General features: G+C 69.3%; 14 protein-coding genes and 3 rRNA genes. 14 read left to right on the plus strand and 3 right to left on the minus strand.

The window, feature by feature from the left end:
• Positions 1-31: 31 nt before the first annotated feature.
• From OG802_RS20105 to ilvD, 3 genes are all read left to right on the plus strand, one after another.
• Positions 32-1,060, plus strand: a complete 1,029-nt coding sequence (locus OG802_RS20105; RefSeq protein ID WP_329412400.1) for a sugar phosphate isomerase/epimerase family protein — start codon at positions 32-34, stop codon at positions 1,058-1,060.
• Positions 1,057-1,662 (plus strand): TetR/AcrR family transcriptional regulator, encoded by a 606-nt coding sequence (locus tag OG802_RS20110; RefSeq protein WP_329412402.1) that lies wholly within the window; start codon positions 1,057-1,059, stop codon positions 1,660-1,662. Before OG802_RS20105 ends, OG802_RS20110 begins: the two co-directional genes overlap by 4 nt.
• A gap of 110 nt (positions 1,663-1,772) precedes the next feature.
• Positions 1,773-3,626 carry a dihydroxy-acid dehydratase gene (gene ilvD / locus OG802_RS20115; RefSeq protein ID WP_329412403.1) on the plus strand — a complete coding sequence of 618 codons (1,854 nt, stop codon included), beginning with the start codon at positions 1,773-1,775 and terminating at the stop codon, positions 3,624-3,626.
• 243 nt (positions 3,627-3,869) lie between these two features.
• On the opposite strand, the gene OG802_RS20120 is transcribed toward ilvD, so the two are convergent.
• On the minus strand, positions 3,870-6,326 hold the full coding sequence (locus OG802_RS20120; protein ID WP_329412404.1) for a serine/threonine-protein kinase: 2,457 nt from the start codon (positions 6,324-6,326) through the stop codon (positions 3,870-3,872).
• A 181-nt stretch (positions 6,327-6,507) separates the two neighbouring features.
• On the opposite strand from OG802_RS20120, the gene OG802_RS20125 reads away from it, so the two are divergent.
• The 6 genes from OG802_RS20125 (at position 6,508) to proC (ending at position 11,772) form a co-directional block, all read left to right on the plus strand.
• Entirely contained in the window at positions 6,508-6,846 is a 339-nt protein-coding gene (locus OG802_RS20125) for an SH3 domain-containing protein (protein WP_329412405.1), read from the plus strand.
• A gap of 541 nt (positions 6,847-7,387) precedes the next feature.
• Positions 7,388-7,954, plus strand: a complete 567-nt coding sequence (locus OG802_RS20130) for an EamA/RhaT family transporter (protein WP_329412407.1) — start codon at positions 7,388-7,390, stop codon at positions 7,952-7,954.
• Positions 7,955-8,124: 170 nt separating this feature from the next.
• Positions 8,125-8,934, plus strand: coding sequence for a class I SAM-dependent methyltransferase (locus OG802_RS20135; protein ID WP_329412409.1), 810 nt, complete (start codon positions 8,125-8,127; stop codon positions 8,932-8,934).
• Between the two features lie 210 nt (positions 8,935-9,144).
• Positions 9,145-10,029 (plus strand): ABC transporter ATP-binding protein, encoded by an 885-nt coding sequence (locus tag OG802_RS20140; protein ID WP_329412410.1) that lies wholly within the window; start codon positions 9,145-9,147, stop codon positions 10,027-10,029.
• Positions 10,026-10,829, plus strand: a complete 804-nt coding sequence (locus OG802_RS20145) for an ABC transporter permease (protein WP_329412412.1) — start codon at positions 10,026-10,028, stop codon at positions 10,827-10,829. The genes OG802_RS20140 and OG802_RS20145 overlap by 4 nt, the downstream gene beginning before the upstream one ends.
• 130 nt (positions 10,830-10,959) lie before the next feature.
• Positions 10,960-11,772: a pyrroline-5-carboxylate reductase gene (proC, locus tag OG802_RS20150; protein ID WP_329412414.1), complete on the plus strand. Its 813-nt coding sequence runs from the start codon at positions 10,960-10,962 to the stop codon at positions 11,770-11,772.
• A gap of 25 nt (positions 11,773-11,797) precedes the next feature.
• Here the strand turns inward: proC and OG802_RS20155 are convergent, their stop codons facing one another.
• On the minus strand, positions 11,798-12,385 hold the full coding sequence (locus tag OG802_RS20155; protein WP_329412415.1) for a cysteine hydrolase family protein: 588 nt from the start codon (positions 12,383-12,385) through the stop codon (positions 11,798-11,800).
• Positions 12,386-12,460: 75 nt separating this feature from the next.
• Here OG802_RS20155 and OG802_RS20160 point away from each other — a divergent pair, with 75 nt between their 5' ends.
• The gene (locus OG802_RS20160) at positions 12,461-13,495 is read left to right on the plus strand and encodes a GlxA family transcriptional regulator (protein WP_329412417.1); all 1,035 of its coding nucleotides are present in this window, start codon (positions 12,461-12,463) and stop codon (positions 13,493-13,495) included.
• Here OG802_RS20160 and trpS read toward each other — a convergent pair.
• On the minus strand, positions 13,399-14,460 hold the full coding sequence (gene trpS / locus OG802_RS20165; protein WP_329412418.1) for a tryptophan--tRNA ligase: 1,062 nt from the start codon (positions 14,458-14,460) through the stop codon (positions 13,399-13,401). The genes OG802_RS20160 and trpS overlap by 97 nt on opposite strands.
• A gap of 855 nt (positions 14,461-15,315) precedes the next feature.
• Here trpS and OG802_RS20170 point away from each other — a divergent pair.
• From OG802_RS20170 to OG802_RS20185, 4 genes are all read left to right on the plus strand, one after another.
• A 16S ribosomal RNA gene (locus OG802_RS20170) occupies positions 15,316-16,841 on the plus strand.
• A gap of 312 nt (positions 16,842-17,153) precedes the next feature.
• Positions 17,154-20,276, plus strand: a 23S ribosomal RNA gene (locus OG802_RS20175).
• Between the two features lie 91 nt (positions 20,277-20,367).
• Positions 20,368-20,484: ribosomal RNA gene (rrf, locus tag OG802_RS20180) — 5S ribosomal RNA — on the plus strand.
• The 16S, 23S and 5S rRNA genes sit together here, the layout of an rRNA operon.
• A gap of 86 nt (positions 20,485-20,570) precedes the next feature.
• Positions 20,571-21,215, plus strand: a complete 645-nt coding sequence (locus OG802_RS20185) for an HAD family hydrolase (protein ID WP_329412420.1) — start codon at positions 20,571-20,573, stop codon at positions 21,213-21,215.
• Positions 21,216-21,278: the final 63 nt, after the last annotated feature.

Raw genomic sequence — 21,278 nt, forward strand, 5'->3', positions numbered from 1 at the left:
CCACCCGGTCCCACCCCGTAACCTGTCCACCATGGCAGAGCCAGTCGTGCGGATCCCGGATGCGAAGGTCGCCCTGTCGACTGCCTCGGTCTATCCGGAGTCGACGGCGACGGCCTTCGAGATCGCCGCACGCCTCGGCTACGACGGCGTCGAGGTCATGGTCTGGAACGATCCCGTCAGCCAGGACATCGACGCGCTGCGCCGACTCAGCGACTTCCACCGGATCCCGATCCTCGCCGTACACGCCCCCTGCCTGCTCATCACGCAGCGGGTGTGGTCGACCGACCCGTGGACCAAGCTCCAGCGGGCCCGCGCGGCCGCGGAGAAGCTCGGCGCGAGCACCGTCGTCGTCCACCCGCCGTTCCGTTGGCAGCGCCAGTACGCGCGCGACTTCGTCACCGGCATCTGGCGGATGGCGGACGAGACGGACGTGCGGTTCGCCGTCGAGAACATGTACCCCTGGCGCTACCGCGACCGCGAGATGCTCGCTTACGCCCCCGACTGGGACGTCACGAAGGACGACTACCGGCACTTCACCATCGACCTCAGCCACGCCGCGACGTCCCGCACGGACGCGATGGGCATGGTCGACCGCATGGCCGACCGGCTGGGCCACGTCCATCTCGCCGACGGAAACGGTTCCGCGAAGGACGAGCACCTGGTGCCCGGGCGCGGCTCCCAGCCCTGTGCGGAACTGCTGGAGCGGCTCGCGCTGACCGGTTTCGACGGGCACGTCGTGATCGAGGTCAACACCCGGCGCGCGATGTCCGGCGCCGAACGGGAGGCCGATCTGGCGGAGGCGCTGGCCTTCACCCGCCTGCACCTGGCGTCGGCGTCCCGAGGCGCACCCGGAACGACCGGCGCACCCGCGTCCTCCGCGTCCCCTGCCTCATCCGGCCCGTCAGGCTCCCCGTCCCCGTCCCCGGCGTCCCGAGCCTCCGGCGGCCCGCCGCAGTCCGGGTCGCACTCCTCCGTCCCGGCCCCGTCGGCGCCCTCGGCCCCGCCGTCGTCGTCCGCCCGGTCGTCGCGCCGCTCGTCGGCGAAGGCGCGCCGCCGGTGAGCGGCGTCACCGCCCGCCGGCGCGGCCGGCCCCCGCGGGCCGAGTCGGGCGACACCCGCGACCGCATCCTGACCGCCGCCCGCGAGGAGTTCGCCGAGCGCGGCTACGACAAGACGTCCGTGCGCGGGATCGCCAAGGCGGCCGGTGTGGACCCGGCCCTGGTCCACCACTACTTCGGCACCAAGGAACAGGTCTTCGCGACCTCGATCGAGGTGGCCTTCGCGCCCGCGCTGAACGCGCCGGAGGCGGTCGCCGACGGGCCGCCGGACCAGGTCGGCGAACGACTCGCCCGCTTCGTCTTCGGCGTCTGGGAGAACCCGACCACCCGCAAGCCGCTGCTCGCCATCCTGCGTTCCGCCGTCAACAACGACACCGCGGCCGCCGTCTTCCGCCGTCTGGTCGCCTCCCAGCTGCTGCGCCGCATCGCCTCGCAGCTCGACCTGCCGGACGCCGAACTGCGCGCCGAGCTGGCCGCGGCGCAGCTGGTGGGCTGCGCGATGCTGCGGTACGTGATCAAGGTGGAGCCGCTGGCCTCGGCCGATCTGGAGCAGATCATCGCGCGCGTGGCGCCGGTCGTGCAGGGACATCTCACCGGCCCCTGAGGGTCTCCGTACCGAGACATGCGTCCCGCATTCCGGACACCTCGTCCCGCCCCCTGGATGACCGGCGTACGCTCATTAACAGCCCCACCCGTCTGAAGGAGCGAGCGACGATGCCCGAGCTGAGGTCCCGCACAGTCACCCACGGACGCAACATGGCGGGCGCCCGCGCCCTTATGCGCGCCTCCGGTGTACCCGGTGCGGACATCGGCCGGAAGCCGATCATCGCGGTGGCGAACAGCTTCACCGAGTTCGTGCCCGGCCACACGCACCTCCAGCCGGTCGGCCGGATCGTCAGCGACGCCATCCGCGAGGCCGGCGGCATCCCACGCGAGTTCAACACGATCGCCGTCGACGACGGCATCGCGATGGGCCACGGCGGCATGCTCTACAGCCTGCCCTCGCGCGACCTGATCGCGGACAGCGTGGAGTACATGGTCGAGGCGCACTGCGCGGACGCCCTGATCTGCATCTCCAACTGCGACAAGATCACTCCGGGCATGCTGAACGCGGCCCTGCGGCTGAACATCCCCACGGTCTTCGTGTCCGGCGGCCCGATGGAGTCCGGCCGCGCCACGCTCGTCGACGGCACGGTCCGCACCCTCGACCTGGTCGACGCGATCTCCGACGCCGTGAACGACAAGATCTCGGACGAGGACATCCTCCGCATCGAGGAGAACGCCTGTCCGACCTGCGGCTCCTGTTCCGGCATGTTCACCGCCAACTCGATGAACTGCCTGACCGAGGCCATCGGCCTGTCCCTCCCCGGCAACGGCTCGGTCCTGGCCACGCACACGGCCCGCCGGGCGCTGTACGAGGACGCCGGCCGCACGGTCATGGACATCACCCGCCGCTACTACGAGCAGGACGACGAGACGGTCCTGCCGCGCAACATCGCCACCGTCGCGGCCTTCGAGAACTCGATGGCCCTCGACATCGCGATGGGCGGCTCGACCAACACGATCCTGCACCTCCTCGCCGCCGCCCAGGAGGCGGGCGTCCCGTTCGGCCTGGAGGAGATCAACGAGGTCTCGCGCCGCGTGCCCTGCCTGGCCAAGGTGGCGCCGAACGTCGCGAAGGACCGCACGTACTACATGGAGGACGTGCACCGCGCCGGCGGCATCCCCACCCTCCTCGGCGAACTGCACCGCGCGGGACTGCTCAACGAGGACGTGCACGCGGTCCACAGCCCGTCGCTCGGGGACTGGCTGAAGACCTGGGACGTCCGCGCCGGCTCGCCGTCCCCCGAGGCGCTGGAACTGTGGCACGCGGCCCCCGGCTGCGTCCGCTCCGCCGAGGCCTTCTCCCAGTCCGAGCGCTGGGAGGCGCTGGACGAGGACGCCGAGGGCGGCTGCATCCGCTCCGCCGAGCACGCCTACAGCAAGGACGGCGGCCTCGCCGTCCTGCGCGGCAACCTCGCGGTCGACGGCTGCGTGGTCAAGACGGCCGGCGTCGACGAGTCGATCTGGACCTTCGAGGGCCCGGCCGTCGTCTGCGAGTCGCAGGAGGAGGCCGTCGAGAAGATCCTCAACAAGCAGGTGACGCACGGCGACGTCGTCGTCATCCGCTACGAGGGTCCCAAGGGCGGTCCGGGCATGCAGGAGATGCTCTACCCGACCTCCTTCCTCAAGGGCCGCGGCCTCGGCAAGACCTGCGCGCTGGTCACCGACGGCCGCTTCTCCGGCGGCACCTCGGGCCTGTCGATCGGCCACGCCTCGCCCGAGGCCGCGTCCGGCGGCACGATCGCCCTCGTCGAGGACGGCGACCGCATCCGCATCGACATCCCGAACCGCACGATCGAGCTCCTCGTCGACGACGCCGAGCTGGCCCGGCGCGAGGCGGCTCTCGGTGGCGTGTACGCGCCGAAGAACCGCGAGCGCAAGGTGTCCGCCGCGCTGCGCGCCTACGCCGCCATGGCGACGAGCGCCGACAAGGGCGCCGTGCGGGACGTGTCGAAGCTCGGCTGACGACAGCCCGGTCCGCCCCCCGTCAGCCCCGTCAGCCCGGTGTTCCCGTGAGGGCCGTCTCCGCAGCGCGGAGGCGGCCCTCGACGCATCCGCCGCCCGGACGGCCCGGCGGCCGAGGTCGCCCTGCCGGGTTCGCGCCGGGCCTGCCTGCGTAACCGGGCCCGCCTGTGTCGTCGGGCCCGTCCGCGCTGCCGGGCCCGCCTGCGCAACCGGCTCCGCCCGCGCTTCTGGGCGCGGCCGGGGTCACCAGCGCGCCGGGTCCCGTCCGTCGACCGCGAAGACGGTGCCGTCGGGAGCGCCCGCGTAGACCCGGCCGCCGACCGCGCGGGGCGCGGGCAGCGTGGCCACCACCCGGTCGGAGTGCGCGCCGAGCCGCAGCGCCGTCTGCCCGAGGAGCCTGCCGTCCGCCGCGCCGACGGCGAGGAGCCGCCCGTCGGCGGCGCTGAAGTAGACGCGCCCGCCGTCGGCGGCCGGCGCCGACCCTCGGCTCACCGCGCTCTGCAGGGACCACACCTGTCGCCCGGCGGCCGTGTCGACGGCCGTCAGCGTCCCGTCGAAGCCCAGCAGGTACACCCGGTCCCCGTGCACCGTGGCCTGTGCCTCCTGCATCGTGACGTCCAGCCGGACCCGCCGCGCCGCCCGGCCCGCCGGGTCGTAGCGGACCACGGCGTCGACCGTGCCGTCGCCGTCGCCCCGGGACAGCAGGACCGCGCTGCCGGCGGCGGTGCCCACCAGGTCGAGCGCGCCGTCGAGCCGCCCCTTCCACCGCACCTCGCCGGTGGCGGGGTCCACGGCGGTGATCCTCGTGTGCCCGTCGTCGGAGACGTCCGACGCGTACGCCAGCGGATCGCCCGGGAAGGACGCGAAGTAGGGCTCGCTCACCCCGGCGATGCGGTGGCTCCAGATCGTCCCGCCCGTCGCGGCGGCCACCCCGGTGACCGTCCCGTCGGCCGCGGTCAGCAGCAGCGTGCCGCCGGCCACGCGCCAGCTCACGTACCCCGACAGTCCCCGCTGCCAGCGCGTGGCGCCCGTCGCCGGGTCGAGCGCCTCGACGAGCCTGCCCGCGTGCGTGACCACCAGCGCCGCGCCGCCCGCGAGCGCGGGCGCCTCGGCCGGCCGGTCACCGTCGGCGAGCGCGTGCCGCCACAGCACGCGCCCGTCGCCCGCGTCCAGCGCGGACACCAGGCCCGGCTGCGCGCAGAGCACCCGCTTCGCGCCGGTCGCGCACAACGGCATGCCACCCGTTCCGGCGCCCGAGCCCGCTCCGGACGCGGCCTTGGCCGGCCGGGTGCTCCAGGGGCGGAACGCGGGGGAGGCGGAGGGCGATCCTGCCGCGCCGCCCCGCGCGTCACGGCCCGAGTCGCCGTCGTCGGACAACAACGCGGCGCCGAGCGCGCCGCCGACGAGGACGACGGTCATCGCGCCGGCCGCCAGAGCGACCCGCCCGCGCCGCCGCCCGCCCCGGCCCCGGGCCCACACCCCGGCCCGCCCGCCCGACGCCCGCGCGGACGCGTCCACCCGCTCGGGCGCGCCCCCCGACGTCTCCTCGGCGACCTCCGACGGCTCCCCGAGAGCCGCCGACGGCCCCACGGACGCCCCCGTCGCCGCCGAGGAGCCCGAAACCCCCGAAGCCCCCGAAGCCGCCGGGTCCACCGGTTCGCCGGGACGCACGGGTTCTCCCAGGTCTACGCCGCCCGCCGGGTCCGTCGGCCCGACGCCCGCGGGGTCCGTCGCCCCGCCGTCCGCCGCATCCGTCGGCCCGACGCCCGCCGGATCCTCCGCCTCGACGTCCGCCCGGTCCGTCCAGCCGTCCCCGAGGGCCCGTTGCGACGGTATGAACGACCGGGTGAGGAACGACTGCGTGTCGTACGAGGCCGCCACCGACCGCAGCTCCCGCATCAACTCGTCCGGAGTGGGCCGCTCCTCCGGCTCCTTGGCGAGGCAGCGCGAGACCAGCGGCGCGAGGTTGTCCGGCACGCCGGTCAGGTCCGGTTCGTCGTGCACGACCTGGTAGGCGACGACGTAGGGGCTGTCGGAGTCGAACGGTCCGCGCCCGGTCGCCGCGTGCACCATGACCGACCCCAGCGCGAAGACGTCGGCGGCCGGGCCGACCTCGCGGGGCCGCCGGAACTGCTCCGGCGCCATGAACGGCGGTGTGCCGATCAACTTGCCGGTCTCCGTGCGCAGTTCGCTGTCCTTGGGCCGGGAGATGCCGAAGTCGATCACCTTCGGCCCGTCGTCGGCGAGCAGCACGTTGCTCGGCTTGAGATCCCGGTGGACCACCCCGACCCGGTGGATGTCCCGCAGCGCCTCCGCGAGCCCGGCCATCAGCCGCCGCAACTCGCCCGAATTCAGGGGCCCGTTCCGCTTCACCTGCTCGGCGAGGGTGGACCCGGGGATGAACAGGGTGGCCATCCAGGGGCGTTCGGCCTCCGGGTCGGCGTCGACGACGGGCGCGGTGAACGCCCCGCTCACCCGCCGGGCCGCGGCCACCTCCTGCCGGAAACGGCCCCTGAACTCGGGATCGCGGGCGAACCGGGCGTGCACGATCTTCACCGCGACCTTCATCCCGGAGGTGCTGCGGGCCAGGTGCACCACGCCCATGCCACCGGAGCCCAGGCATTCCCGCAGGCGGTAATGGCCGGCGTACTCCGGAAGTTCCGCTTCCGCGCCCGCTCCGGTGTTGCGCTGTGGCGACATGAACCACCCCCGTGCTGTTCAACCGTGCGCGCGACGCACGGAGCCTAGTCGATGACTCGGAGGGCGCAGAGGCGGCTTGCTAGCCTGCGCGTGCGAATTCCGCACAGGTGTTTCCTTGCGGAATTCGAGGGAATCAACGTGGCCCCATGGCAGTCATGGGGTCCGACGGGGGAGGTTTTTCATGTCCGTGGAACGCGTGGAACGTGTGGAAGAGGCCGAGAGCGCCGAGACGGCGGTGGCCGTCACGGCGGCCGACCTCAAGACGGTCGCCCTCACCTACTACCCGGTCGCCCCGGGCGTCCGGCTGAACGTGCGCAGCGGCCCGGGCACCGGCTACTCGGTCGTCAGGGTCCTGGCCGAGGGCGTCAAGGTCCCGATCCACTGCCAGACGCGGGGCACCTCGGTCTCCGGCCCGTACGGCACGTCGACCATCTGGGACAACATCGGGGACGGCCAGTTCGTCTCGGACGCGTACGTGCACACCGGCAGCGACGGGTTCGTCGCCGGACGCTGCGCCTGACCGTCCCGCCGGGCCACTTCGAAGCGCCGCATCCGACCCGACCGCCGCGCCTGCTTCGAAGCGCCGCGCCTAATCCGTCCGCCGCGCGCCTGCTCCGGAGCGCCGCGCCTGATCCGTGCGCCGCGCGCCTGCTTCGAAGTGCCGCGCCTGATCCGTGCGCCGCGCGCCTGCTCCGGAGTGCCGCGCTCGATCTGTGCGCCGCGCGCCTGCTCCGGAGTGCCGCGCTCGATCTGTGCGCCGCGCGCCTGCTTCGAAGTGCCGCGCTCGATCTGTGCGCCGCGCGCCTGCTTCGAAGTGCCGCGCTCGATCTGTGCGCCGCGCGCCTGCTTCGAAGCGCCGCGCTCGATCCGTCCGCCGCGCCTGCTTCGAACCGCCGCATCCGATCCGTCCGCCGCGCGCCTGCTCCGGAGCGCCGCGTCCGGTCCGGCGGCGACGGGCTGCCCGGAGCGTCGTCGCGAGGGGCCCTCAGCAGGCGCCCTCACGACGGGGTTCCGGGCAGGCCGCCCGGAGGCCCGCGCCGGCCCGGAGCCATAATCGTCCCGTGAGCGACGAAAACGGCACCCCGGACACCGCGGCGGGCTCCCCGAGCACCCCGCCCGGCCGGGCGGCCGGAACCCCCGCCGGCGCGGACTCCGGGTCCGGCCCCCGCCCGGAGCCCCTGCGCTTCTTCGGCACCACCTGGGTGGACCACGACCCCGGCCTTCGCGGCTACGCGGTCCGGCGGGTCGCCGCCGCCGTGGGCTCCCTCGTCGTCGCCGCCGTCTCCTGCCTGGTGCTGCGCTTCGCCTACCAGGGCATCGCCATCGCCGACCTCGGCGGCTTCGTGACCCTCCTGATCGTGGTGATGTTCGCGGTCTGCAGCGCCCTCGCCTTCCGTCACACGTGGGACGGCTTCACCAAGCGCCCCGACCCCGACCGCCAGGCCTCCCTGCGCGGCCTGCTGGCCATCGGCTTCGTCGGCTCCCTGCTCGCCTACTTCTTCCGCACGCTCGTCGAGGCCCCCGGCGAGGGCCTGCACCGCGGGGAACTCGAAGAGGCCCGCCGCCGCCACACCCGGCGCGCCACCCGCCGCACCGGCAACCCCTCGAAAAAGCGCCGCCGCGGCTGACACCGGACGGCCCCCGCCCGAACTCCGGTGCGCCGTCCTCGGCCGGTCCGCGCCGTCCTCGGCCGGTCCCTGTCATCCTCGGCCCGTCCGCGCCGTCCTCGGCCGGCCCGCGTCGTCATGGACCCGTAAATCCGTTCCCCTCCGCGCCCGCCCCCCGCGAGCATGGCCGCATGACGGTCTCCTCCCACGCAGCCCGAGTCGACGCAGCCCGAGTCGACGCGGCCCGAGTCCACGCGGCTCGGGCCCACTCCTTCAACTCCGCCGCGGCCCAGTACGCCGCCAACCGTCCCTCGTACCCGAGCGCCCTCCTCGACGCGATCGAGGAACTGGCCGGCCGCCCCCTCGCCGGCGCGCGGGTCGGGGACGTCGGGGCCGGCACCGGCATCTCGACCGCTCTCCTGCACGCCCGCGGCGCGGACGTCGTCGCCGTCGAGCCGGGGGAGGGCATGGCCGCGCAGTTCCGGCGGGCCCTCCCCGAGGTGCCGGTCGTCCGGGGCGACGGCAACCGCCTGCCGCTGGCCGACGCCTCCCTCGACTTCCTCACCTACGCCCAGTCCTGGCACTGGACCGACCCGGCCCGCGCGGTCCCGGAAGCCCTGCGCGTGCTGCGTCCGGGCGGGGCGCTGGCCCTGTGGTGGAACACCGACGCCCCGGACGTGCCCTGGCTCGCCGAGCAGAGCCGGCGCGTCGCGCGGTACTTCGGCCAGGACCTCCCCGGCCCCGACCGGAACGTGAGCGCCCGTGCCGTCGACCCCTCGGGCCGCCTGGACCCGGTCCGCCGCGAAGTCCGCTGGAGCCGCCGCGTCCCGATCGACACGCATCTGGCCAACATCGGCAGCCACTCGGCCTTCCTGGTGCAGGGCGAGGAGGCGACCGCCGCGTTCCTGGCCGAGGAGCGCGAGCACCTGACCCGCGTCTTCCCCGACGGCCTCGTCGAAGAGGTCTACGACGTCGTCCTGCTGCTCACGACAAGGCCCTGACCCGCCCCCCACACCCCCGACTCCCGCCCTCACCCCCCTGTCTGCTCCCGCGCGGCGGCCCGCCTCCAGGGCCGCCGCGCACGCATGCCCCCCGCAGGGATCTCCCGCTGTTCCCCGCAGGGTCCCCTGCCTCCGGAGCGGCCGACCCTCCTCGCCCTTCCCGCCCGCGCCGCTTGACGCCTCACCGCCCGCGCGAGCATTATTCATCGCATGATGAATTTCAGGTCCGGATCCCGTCCGCCCGACCGGGAAGCGCGGCGAAGCGAGAAGCAGACCCCGCTCAGGCCCGTCCCCGCCGACGCCGACGACCGCGACGCCCCCGACGACCTCGCCGTCCCGGCCGTCCGCGCCCAGGGCCTCACCGTGGTCCGCGGCCCCCGCACCGTGCTGCGCGCCCTCGACTTCACCGTCCCCCGCGGCCAGATCACCGGCCTCCTGGGCCCCTCCGGCTGCGGCAAGTCGACCCTCATGCGCGCCGTCGTCGGCACCCAGGCGAAGGTCACCGGCACGCTGGACGTCCTCGGACGCCCCGCCGGCCACCCCGCCCTGCGCGCCCGCATCGGCTACGTCACCCAGGCCCCCTCCGTCTACGACGACCTGACGGTCCGCCAGAACCTCGACTACTTCGCGGCGATCCTCGACCCCGGCCGGGCGGCCGCGGACCGGCGCGCGGACGACGTCACCCGCGTCATCGCCGACGTCGACCTGACCACCCACGCGGACGCCCTGGCCGGCAACCTCTCCGGCGGCCAGCGCAACCGCGTCTCCCTGGCCGTCGCCCTCCTGGGCGCACCCGAGCTCCTGGTCCTCGACGAGCCCACCGTCGGCCTCGACCCCGTCCTGCGCCGCGACCTGTGGAACCTCTTCCACGACATCGCCGCGAGCCGGGGCGCGACCCTCCTGGTCTCCTCCCACGTCATGGACGAGGCCGAGCGCTGCCACCGCCTCCTCCTCATGCGCGAGGGCCGGATCCTCGCCGACGCCACCCCCGACGCCCTGCGCACCCGCACCGGCGCCGACACCGTCGAGCTGGCGTTCCTGCACCTGGTGGACGCCGCCGCACGGACGGCCCGAGCTAAGGAGAGCACCCGATGACCACGCGCACGCCCCCCGCCCCGCCCGCCACCGCGTCCCGCGCCCCCGCGCCCGGTGGCGCCCTGAACGCGTCCCGCACCACCGCCACCGCCGCCCGCGTGCTGCGCCAGCTGCGCCACGACCCCCGCACGATCGCGCTGCTGATCCTCATCCCCTGCGTGATGCTGTTCCTGCTCCGCTACGTCTTCGACGGCAGCCCCCGCACCTTCGACAGCATCGGCGCGTCCCTGCTCGGCGTCTTCCCGCTGATCACGATGTTCCTGGTGACCTCCATCGCCACCCTGCGCGAACGCACCTCGGGCACCCTCGAACGCCTCCTCGCCATGCCGCTGGGCAAAGGGGACCTGATCGCCGGCTACGCGCTCGCCTTCGGCGCCCTCGCGATCGTCCAGTCGGCCCTGGCCACGGCCCTGGCCGTGTGGTTCCTCGACCTCGACGTCACCGGCAGCCCCTGGCTCCTGCTCCTGGTGGCCCTCCTGGACGCCCTGCTCGGCACGGCGCTCGGCCTCTTCGTCTCCGCGTTCGCGGCCTCGGAGTTCCAGGCCGTCCAGTTCATGCCGGCGGTGATCTTCCCCCAGCTCCTGCTGTGCGGCCTCTTTGCCCCGCGCGACACCATGCACCCCGCCCTGGAAGCCGTCTCCGACGTCCTGCCCATGTCCTACGCCGTCGACGGCATGAACGAGGTCCTCCACCACACGGACATGACGGCGACCTTCGTCCGCGACGTCCTCATCGTCGCCGGCTGCGCCCTCCTGGTCCTGTTCCTGGGCGCGGCGACGCTGCGCCGCCGCACCCCCTGACCGCGCCCGGCCGCGCCCGGCCGCCCCTCAGGACGCGTCGTCCGCCCACCGGACATCCGGCCCCGCCCCGCACCCCCGGTGCGAGGATGGCCCCGGACGACGGACGACGCACCCCAAAGGACCCTCCGCCATGACCCAGAAAGTCGCAGTCCTCGGCACCGGCAAGATCGGCGAAGCCCTTCTCAGCGGCATGATCCGAGGCGGCTGGCGCCCGGCCGACCTCCTCGTCACCGCGCGCCGCGCCGAGCGGGCCGAGGAACTCCGCGCCCGGCACGGCGTCACCCCGGTCACCAACGCCGAGGCCGCCAAGACCGCCGACACCCTGATCCTCACGGTCAAGCCGCAGGACATGGGCGCGCTCCTGGACGAACTCGCCCCGCACGTCCCCGCCGACCGCCTGGTCATCAGCGGCGCCGCCGGCATCACGACCGCCTCCATCGAGGAGCGCCTCGCCGCCGGCACCCCGGTGGTCCGCGTCATGACGAACACCCCCGCCCTCGTCGACGAGGCCATGTCCGTCATCTCGGCCGGCACCCACGCCACCCCCGCCCACCTCGCCCACACCGAGGAGATCTTCGGCGCCGTCGGCAAGACGCTCCGCGTCCCCGAGTCCCAGCAGGACGCCTGCACCGCCCTCTCCGGCTCCGGCCCGGCGTACTTCTTCTACCTGGTCGAGGCGATGACCGACGCCGGCATCCTGCTCGGCCTGCCCCGCGACAAGGCCCACGACCTGATCGTCCAGTCCGCGATCGGCGCCGCGACCATGCTCCGCGACAGCGGCGAACACCCGGTCAAGCTCCGCGAGAACGTCACGTCCCCCGCGGGCACGACCATCAACGCCATCCGCGAACTCGAGAACCACGGCGTCCGGGCCGCCCTCATCGCCGCCCTGGAGGCGGCCCGCGACCGCAGCCGCGAACTCGCCGCGGGCAAGAAGGACTGACCCGCACGGGAGGACGCGGGGGCGGTCAGACGCCGGCCGCCTCCACGATCTCCTTCGTGGTGACCACCCGCGCGAACCCGCCCCCGTGCAGCGACACCGCCGAGGCCTGCGCGATCTCGTCGGCCCCGCGCCGCCAGCCGAACGGCCCCTCCAGATCGAACGTGTAGGTCGCGTCGTACGCGAACAGCACGTCGTACCCGAGGTTCCCGCCCATCCGCGCCGTCGTCTCGGCGCACATGTTCGTCTGGATCCCGGCCACCACGATCTGCGAGATCCCCTGAGCCGTGAGCCAGGCCCCCAGATCGGGCGTCCCGAGGAAGGCCGAGTTCACGGTCTTCGTGACGAACAGCTCGGCCCCCGCGCCCTTCCCCCGGCGCTCCTCCACGTACTCCTTGAACCCGTTCCCCTCGTACCCCCGGCGCAGGGGCGACCCCGGCTTCTCCGAATCGTGCCGCACGAACACGACCGGCCGCCCCGACCCCTGCCACGCGTCCACCAGGGCGGCGATGTTGTCGTCGGCCCCGGGATTGTTCCGCGCCCCCCAGTACTCCAGCTCCTCGAACCCCTTCTGCACGTCGACGACCACCAGCGCTGCGTTCTCTGCGATGTCCATGCCCCCGATCCTGCCGCCGGGCCGGCCCGCGCCCCAGAGTCCGCGAAGTCATCGATCGATGGTTTACTGCCAGCCATGAAGCCTGCGTACCGGGTCGCCCTCGTCGCCTTCCCAGGCATCCGCGCCTTCGACGTCTCCGTCATCACCGAGGTCTGGGGCGCCGACCGCACCGACCGCGGCGTCCCCGCCTTCGACCTGCGCAGAGTCGCCGCCGACACCGCCACGCCCATCCCGATGCGCGGCGGCCTCGCCCTCCTGCCCGACCGCCCCCTCGACTGGCTCGCCCGCGCCGACCTCGTCCTGGTCCCCGGCCTCGACGACCACCTCACCCCCGCGCCCGCCCCCGTCCTGGACGCCCTCCGCCGCGCCCACGCCCGCGGCACCACCCTGGCCGCGCTCTGCGGCGGCGCGTTCACCCTCGCCCAGGCCGGCCTCCTCGACGGCCGCCGGGCGATCACCCACTGGCACCTCGTCGACCTCCTGCGCACCCGCCACCCCCGGGTCACCGTCGTCCCCGACGCCCTCTTCATCGAGGACGACAACATCTGGACCGCCGCCGGCACGGCGGCCGGCATCGACCTCTGCCTCCACCTGGTCCGCCGCTCCCACGGCGCGGAGACGGCCGCCGCCATCGCCCGCTCGATGGTCACCGCCCCCTTCCGCACCGGCGGCCAGGCCCAGTTCATCGAACACCCCACCCCGCACGCCGACCGGGACGCCGACGCCCTCGCCGCCGTACGCGAACACGCCCTGCGCCACCTGCACGAACCGCTCAGCGTCGCCGGCCTGGCCGCGCACGCCGGCATGTCCCCGCGCAGCTTCGCCCGCCACTTCACCGCGGCGACCGGGACCACCCCCCTGCGCTGGCTCCTCGACCAGCGCGTCGCCGCCGCCCAGAAACTCCTCGAACGCACCGACCTCCCCATGCCCGAGGTCGCCCGCCGCGCCGGGTTCGGCAGCGAGGTCACGATGCGCCAGCACTTCGCAGCGCGCCTCGCCACCAGCCCGCGCGCCTACCGCGCCGCGTTCAGCGCGGCCCCCGCCACCGGCTCCGCTGCGGACTCCGCCGCCGGCTCCACCAGCGGCGGAAGCAGCCCGATCGCGCGATAGGCGCCGTCCACCACGGGCCGGGCCATGGCCCGCGCCTTCTCGGCCCCGTCCCGCAGCACCCGCTCCACGTACCCCGGGTCGGCGCACAGCTCCTGGTGCCGGGCCCGCAAGGGCCGCAGCACCTCCACCACCGCGTCGGCCGTGTCCTTCTTCAGACTCCCGTAGGACGTGTACCCGGCGCTCAGCGCCTGTGGATCACCGCCCGTGCACGCGGCGAGGATCTCCAGCAGGTTCGCGACCCCGGGCCGCCCGGCACGGTCGTACACGACCTCCCGCCCGCTGTCGGTGACGGCCCGCATCACCTTCTTCCGGACGACGTCGGGCTCGTCCAGCAGATAGACGATGCCGGGCCCGAAGTCGTCGCTCTTGCCCATCTTCGACCCCGGCTCCTGAAGGTTCATCACCCGGGCCGCCACCGCCGGCAGCGTGGCCTTCGGCACGACGAACGTGTGCCCGTACCGCTGGTTGAACCGCACCGCCAGATCCCGCGCCAGTTCCACGTGCTGCGTCTGGTCGTCGCCGACCGGCACCTCGTCGGTCGCGTAGGCGAGGATGTCCGCCGCCATGAGCACGGGATACGTCAGCAGCGAGAGCCGGACGCTGCCCCCGCGCTCCCGCTCCCGCGCGGCCTTCTCCTTGTACTGGATCATCCGCCGCATCTCGCCGTCCGTGGCCAGGCACTCCAGCAGGTACGACAGCCGGGCGTGCTCGTCCACATGGCTCTGGACGAAGACGGTGCACAGCCGGGGGTCCAGTCCCGCCGCCAGCAACAGCGTCGCCGCCTGCCGGCTCAGCCGGCGCACCCGCGCCGGATCGTGCTCCACGGTCAGCGCGTGCAGATCGACCACGCAGAACAACGCGTCCGCCCGGTGCTGGTCGACCTCGGCCCACTGCCGAAGCGCTCCCAGGTAGTTCCCCAGCGTCAGGTGCCCGGTCGGCTTGATCCCGCTGAAGACCCGCTTCATCTCTCCACCTCCTGGTCGAGACCGCCGCCCCGGCCGGCCGATCCCCTGGAACCCTGGAGGGAGATACGAGAACGGCCGCCGAAGCGGCGGCCGTTGAGTGCATACGTGAGCGCGGCCGCCGTCAGGCGGCCCACCACAGCTGGGTGCACGTACGCGTAGTCATGGGGGCCAGCCTACGCCTCAGGGGTGCCGCCGGGACATGAGTTGACACACCCCGACCGCATACGTAGTGTTCTCCGAGTTGTCCGACGTGAGCGCCGACCCCGGTCGGTCCCCGGACAGCCATTCCGCAGGTAACCACCACTTCTCGACGTGCAGCGCATTCGTCTGCCGTCGCGTCGTCCGGTGTGTATTCGCGAAATGAGGAATCCGCGTTCGAAAGGGCGCAGGACCCCGATTGGCTTCGGGGGCCGGGAATCCGCTAAAGTCTCACTCGTCGGAACGGCCCAACAGCCGGGAAGACAAGCCCCTCTGACTGGGAATCGGGCCCGAAAGGATCTGATAGAGTCGGAACCGCCGGAAAGGGAAACCGCGAAACAAAAGCGGGAACCTGGAAAGCACCGAGGAAATCGGATCGGAAAACGGTCTGATAGAGTCGGAAACGCAAGACCGAAGGGAAGCGCCCGGAGGAAAGCCCGAGAAGTTCGGGTGAGTACAAAGGAAGCGTCCGTTCCTTGAGAACTCAACAGCGTGCCAAAAATCAACGCCAGATATGTTGATACCCCGTCCCCGGCCGTGAAAGCCGAGGATGAGGTTCCTTTGAAAAAAAACACAGCGAGGACGCTGTGAACGGTCGGGCTTATTCCGCCTGACCGTTCCGCTCTCGTGATGTGTGGTCCCGATTACGGGAAAACATTCACGGAGAGTTTGATCCTGGCTCAGGACGAACGCTGGCGGCGTGCTTAACACATGCAAGTCGAACGATGAACCACTTCGGTGGGGATTAGTGGCGAACGGGTGAGTAACACGTGGGCAATCTGCCCTTCACTCTGGGACAAGCCCTGGAAACGGGGTCTAATACCGGATACCACTTCCACTCGCATGGGTGGGGGTTGAAAGCTCCGGCGGTGAAGGATGAGCCCGCGGCCTATCAGCTTGTTGGTGAGGTAATGGCTCACCAAGGCGACGACGGGTAGCCGGCCTGAGAGGGCGACCGGCCACACTGGGACTGAGACACGGCCCAGACTCCTACGGGAGGCAGCAGTGGGGAATATTGCACAATGGGCGAAAGCCTGATGCAGCGACGCCGCGTGAGGGATGACGGCCTTCGGGTTGTAAACCTCTTTCAGCAGGGAAGAAGCGAAAGTGACGGTACCTGCAGAAGAAGCGCCGGCTAACTACGTGCCAGCAGCCGCGGTAATACGTAGGGCGCAAGCGTTGTCCGGAATTATTGGGCGTAAAGAGCTCGTAGGCGGTCTGTCGCGTCGGATGTGAAAGCCCGGGGCTTAACCCCGGGTCTGCATTCGATACGGGCAGACTAGAGTGTGGTAGGGGAGATCGGAATTCCTGGTGTAGCGGTGAAATGCGCAGATATCAGGAGGAACACCGGTGGCGAAGGCGGATCTCTGGGCCATTACTGACGCTGAGGAGCGAAAGCGTGGGGAGCGAACAGGATTAGATACCCTGGTAGTCCACGCCGTAAACGGTGGGAACTAGGTGTTGGCGACATTCCACGTCGTCGGTGCCGCAGCTAACGCATTAAGTTCCCCGCCTGGGGAGTACGGCCGCAAGGCTAAAACTCAAAGGAATTGACGGGGGCCCGCACAAGCAGCGGAGCATGTGGCTTAATTCGACGCAACGCGAAGAACCTTACCAAGGCTTGACATACACCGGAAACGGCCAGAGATGGTCGCCCCCTTGTGGTCGGTGTACAGGTGGTGCATGGCTGTCGTCAGCTCGTGTCGTGAGATGTTGGGTTAAGTCCCGCAACGAGCGCAACCCTTGTTCTGTGTTGCCAGCATGCCCTTCGGGGTGATGGGGACTCACAGGAGACTGCCGGGGTCAACTCGGAGGAAGGTGGGGACGACGTCAAGTCATCATGCCCCTTATGTCTTGGGCTGCACACGTGCTACAATGGCCGGTACAAAGAGCTGCGAAACCGTGAGGTGGAGCGAATCTCAAAAAGCCGGTCTCAGTTCGGATTGGGGTCTGCAACTCGACCCCATGAAGTCGGAGTTGCTAGTAATCGCAGATCAGCATTGCTGCGGTGAATACGTTCCCGGGCCTTGTACACACCGCCCGTCACGTCACGAAAGTCGGTAACACCCGAAGCCGGTGGCCCAACCCCTTGTGGGAGGGAGCTGTCGAAGGTGGGACTGGCGATTGGGACGAAGTCGTAACAAGGTAGCCGTACCGGAAGGTGCGGCTGGATCACCTCCTTTCTAAGGAGCACTTCTAGGCAGCCGCAAGGCTGTCCAGGGGCCAGTTCATCGGCGAACGTCCGATGCTGGTTGCTCAAGGGTGGAACGTTGATTATTCGGCACTCTCAGTCATCTCGGGCTGCAAGTACTGCTCTTCGGAGCGTGGAAAGCTGATCACGAGTGGCGGGGGTGCCGGGCACGCTGTTGGGTGTCTGAGGGCACGGCCGCAAGGTCTGTCTTCATGATGCCGGCCCCAGTGAACTCCAGCTCAGGTTGGGGGTGATGGGTGGCTGGTCGTTGTTTGAGAACTGCACAGTGGACGCGAGCATCTGTGGCCAAGTTTTTAAGGGCGCACGGTGGATGCCTTGGCACCAGGAACCGATGAAGGACGTGGGAGGCCACGATAGTCCCCGGGGAGTCGTCAACCAGGCTTTGATCCGGGGGTTTCCGAATGGGGAAACCCGGCAGTCGTCATGGGCTGTCACCCGCTGCTGAACACATAGGCAGTGTGGAGGGAACGCGGGGAAGTGAAACATCTCAGTACCCGCAGGAAGAGAAAACAACCGTGATTCCGGGAGTAGTGGCGAGCGAAACCGGATGAGGCCAAACCGTATGCGTGTGAGACCCGGCAGGGGTTGCGCATACGGGGTTGTGGGATCTCTCTTTTACGGTCTGCCGGCCGTGAGACGAGTCAGAAACCGTTGATGTAGGCGAAGGACATGCGAAAGGTCCGGCGTAGAGGGTAAGACCCCCGTAGTCGAAACATCAGCGGCTCGTTTGAGAGACACCCAAGTAGCACGGGGCCCGAGAAATCCCGTGTGAATCTGGCGGGACCACCCGCTAAGCCTAAATATTCCCTGGTGACCGATAGCGGATAGTACCGTGAGGGAATGGTGAAAAGTACCGCGGGAGCGGAGTGAAATAGTACCTGAAACCGTGTGCCTACAAGCCGTGGGAGCGTCGGAATGGAGCTTGCTCCATTCTCGTGACTGCGTGCCTTTTGAAGAATGAGCCTGCGAGTTTGCGGTGTGTTGCGAGGTTAACCCGAGTGGGGAAGCCGTAGCGAAAGCGAGTCCGAACAGGGCGTCTTTAGTAGCACGCTCAAGACCCGAAGCGGAGTGATCTAGCCATGGGCAGGTTGAAGCGGAGGTAAGACTTCGTGGAGGACCGAACCCACCAGGGTTGAAAACCTGGGGGATGACCTGTGGTTAGGGGTGAAAGGCCAATCAAACTCCGTGATAGCTGGTTCTCCCCGAAATGCATTTAGGTGCAGCGTCGTGTGTTTCTTGCCGGAGGTAGAGCACTGGATAGGCGATGGGCCCTACCGGGTTACTGACCTTAGCCAAACTCCGAATGCCGGTAAGTGAGAGCGCGGCAGTGAGACTGTGGGGGATAAGCTCCATGGTCGAGAGGGAAACAGCCCAGAGCATCGACTAAGGCCCCTAAGCGTACGCTAAGTGGGAAAGGATGTGGAGTCGCACAGACAACCAGGAGGTTGGCTTAGAAGCAGCCACCCTTGAAAGAGTGCGTAATAGCTCACTGGTCTAGTGATTCCGCGCCGACAATGTAGCGGGGCTCAAGCGTACCGCCGAAGTCGTGTCATTGCGATATATACCCCCAACGGGGATCGTGATGGGTAGGGGAGCGTCGTGTGCCGGGTGAAGCAGCACCGGAAGGTAGTTGTGGACGGTTCACGAGTGAGAATGCAGGCATGAGTAGCGATTCACACGTGAGAAACGTGTGCGCCGATTGACTAAGGGTTCCTGGGTCAAGCTGATCTGCCCAGGGTAAGTCGGGACCTAAGGCGAGGCCGACAGGCGTAGTCGATGGATAACCGGTTGATATTCCGGTACCCGCTGTGAAGCGTCAAACATCGAACCAGGCGATGCTAAGTCCGTGAAGCCGTTCCGGACCCTTCGGGGAATGGAAAGTGGTGGAGCCGGCGAACCAGACTTGTAGTAGGTGAGTGATGGGGTGACGCAGGAAGGTAGTCCATCCCGGGCGGTGGTTGTCCCGGGGTAAGGGTGTAGGACGGTGTGTAGGCAAATCCGCACACCATATAGTCTGAGACCTGATGCCGAGCCGATTGTGGCGAAGTGGATGATCCTATGCTGTCGAGAAAAGCCTCTAGCGAGTTTCATGGCGGCCCGTACCCTAAACCGACTCAGGTGGTCAGGTAGAGAATACCGAGGCGTTCGGGTGAACTATGGTTAAGGAACTCGGCAAAATGCCCCCGTAACTTCGGGAGAAGGGGGGCCACGTTTGGTGAGAGGACTTGCTCCTCGAGCTGGGTGTGGCCGCAGAGACCAGCGAGAAGCGACTGTTTACTAAAAACACAGGTCCGTGCGAAGCCGTAAGGCGATGTATACGGACTGACGCCTGCCCGGTGCTGGAACGTTAAGGGGACCGGTTAGTCACATTTCGGTGTGGCGAAGCTGAGAACTTAAGCGCCAGTAAACGGCGGTGGTAACTATAACCATCCTAAGGTAGCGAAATTCCTTGTCGGGTAAGTTCCGACCTGCACGAATGGCGTAACGACTTCTCGACTGTCTCAACCATAGGCCCGGTGAAATTGCACTACGAGTAAAGATGCTCGTTTCGCGCAGCAGGACGGAAAGACCCCGGGACCTTTACTACAGTTTGATATTGGTGTTCGGTTCGGCTTGTGTAGGATAGGTGGGAGACTTTGAAGCGGCCACGCCAGTGGTTGTGGAGTCGTCGTTGAAATACCACTCTGGTCGTGCTGGATGTCTAACCTGGGTCCGTGATCCGGATCAGGGACAGTGTCTGATGGGTAGTTTAACTGGGGCGGTTGCCTCCTAAAGAGTAACGGAGGCGCCCAAAGGTTCCCTCAGCCTGGTTGGCAATCAGGTGTTGAGTGTAAGTGCACAAGGGAGCTTGACTGTGAGACCGACGGGTCGAGCAGGGACGAAAGTCGGGACTAGTGATCCGGCGGTGGCTTGTGGAAGCGCCGTCGCTCAACGGATAAAAGGTACCCCGGGGATAACAGGCTGATCTTCCCCAAGAGTCCATATCGACGGGATGGTTTGGCACCTCGATGTCGGCTCGTCGCATCCTGGGGCTGGAGTCGGTCCCAAGGGTTGGGCTGTTCGCCCATTAAAGCGGTACGCGAGCTGGGTTTAGAACGTCGTGAGACAGTTCGGTCCCTATCCGCTGCGCGCGCAGGAATATTGAGAAGGGCTGTCCCTAGTACGAGAGGACCGGGACGGACGAACCTCTGGTGTGCCAGTTGTTCTGCCAAGGGCATGGCTGGTTGGCTACGTTCGGGAGGGATAACCGCTGAAAGCATCTAAGCGGGAAGCCTGCTTCGAGATGAGTATTCCCACCCACTTGATGGGGTAAGGCTCCCAGTAGACGACTGGGTTGATAGGCCGGATGTGGAAGCCCAGTAATGGGTGAAGCTGACTGGTACTAATAGGCCGAGGGCTTGTCCTCAGTTGCTCGCGTCCACTGTGTTGGTTCTGAAACCACGAACAGCCCCATGCCCATGGTCACGGGTGTGGTGCGGCTGACAGTTTCATAGTGTTTCGGTGGTCATAGCGTGAGGGAAACGCCCGGTTACATTCCGAACCCGGAAGCTAAGCCTTACAGCGCCGATGGTACTGCAGGGGGGACCCTGTGGGAGAGTAGGACACCGCCGAACAAATTGTATGGGAAACCCCCGCACCGTTGGTGCGGGGGTTTTCTGCGTTTCCGGGTCCCTATTCCTGGGTCGCTTAGGGTTCAGGCATGCGCTACGACTTGGTGATCTTCGACAACGACGGCGTCCTCGTGGACAGCGAGCCGATCTCGAACAGGCATCTGGCGGCCTACCTCACGGAGCTGGGGCATCCGACGTCCTACGAGGAATCGATCCGGGACTACATGGGGTCCGCGATGCACCGGATCCACGAACTCGTCCTGGAGCGGACCGGACAGCGGCTGCCGGCGGACTTCGACGACACCTTCCACCGGCGGGTGTTCACGGCCTTCGAGCGGGAGCTGGAGCCCGTGCCCGGGGCCGTGGACGTCCTGGCGAAGCTGACCGCCGACGGGGTGCCGTACTGCGTCGCCTCCTCGGGCAGCCGTGAGCGGATCCGGGTGGGTCATCGCAAGACGGGACTGGACCGCTACTTCTCGCAGGACCGTGTCTTCAGCTCGCAGGACGTGGGGAAGGGCAAGCCGGCTCCCGATCTGTTCCTGTACGCGGCTGAGCGGATGGGGGTGCCGCCGGAGCGCTGTGTGGTCGTCGAGGACAGTCCGCTGGGGGTGCGGGCGGCCGTGGCGGCGGGCATGGACGTGTACGGGTTCACCGCGATGACGCCCGCCGCGAGGCTCGCTGGGGCCACCCAACTCTTCTCGGACCTGGGGCAGTTGGCCGACCTGCTGGTCTGACGGCGAGGGCGTGCGGGACCTGACAATTGTCATGCCGAGCTCCGGACGATCGTTTCTACTGGG

This window comes from Streptomyces sp. NBC_00704, from assembly GCF_036226605.1.
Lineage (GTDB): Bacteria > Actinomycetota > Actinomycetes > Streptomycetales > Streptomycetaceae > Streptomyces.

Excerpts from the sequence above, each read along its gene's own strand:
- OG802_RS20160 (WP_329412417.1), top strand. The coding sequence starts at position 12,461 with ATGAAGCCTGCGTACCGGGTCGCCCTCGTCGCCTTCCCAGGCATCCGC.
- OG802_RS20155 (WP_329412415.1), bottom strand. The coding sequence starts at position 12,385 with ATGGACATCGCAGAGAACGCAGCGCTGGTGGTCGTCGACGTGCAGAAG.
- OG802_RS20145 (WP_329412412.1), top strand. The coding sequence starts at position 10,026 with ATGACCACGCGCACGCCCCCCGCCCCGCCCGCCACCGCGTCCCGCGCC.
- OG802_RS20135 (WP_329412409.1), top strand. The coding sequence starts at position 8,125 with ATGACGGTCTCCTCCCACGCAGCCCGAGTCGACGCAGCCCGAGTCGAC.
- trpS (WP_329412418.1), bottom strand. The coding sequence starts at position 14,460 with ATGAAGCGGGTCTTCAGCGGGATCAAGCCGACCGGGCACCTGACGCTG.
- OG802_RS20185 (WP_329412420.1), top strand. The coding sequence starts at position 20,571 with ATGCGCTACGACTTGGTGATCTTCGACAACGACGGCGTCCTCGTGGAC.
- ilvD (WP_329412403.1), top strand. The coding sequence starts at position 1,773 with ATGCCCGAGCTGAGGTCCCGCACAGTCACCCACGGACGCAACATGGCG.
- OG802_RS20140 (WP_329412410.1), top strand. The coding sequence starts at position 9,145 with ATGATGAATTTCAGGTCCGGATCCCGTCCGCCCGACCGGGAAGCGCGG.
- OG802_RS20105 (WP_329412400.1), top strand. The coding sequence starts at position 32 with ATGGCAGAGCCAGTCGTGCGGATCCCGGATGCGAAGGTCGCCCTGTCG.
- OG802_RS20120 (WP_329412404.1), bottom strand. The coding sequence starts at position 6,326 with ATGTCGCCACAGCGCAACACCGGAGCGGGCGCGGAAGCGGAACTTCCG.
- proC (WP_329412414.1), top strand. The coding sequence starts at position 10,960 with ATGACCCAGAAAGTCGCAGTCCTCGGCACCGGCAAGATCGGCGAAGCC.
- OG802_RS20125 (WP_329412405.1), top strand. The coding sequence starts at position 6,508 with ATGTCCGTGGAACGCGTGGAACGTGTGGAAGAGGCCGAGAGCGCCGAG.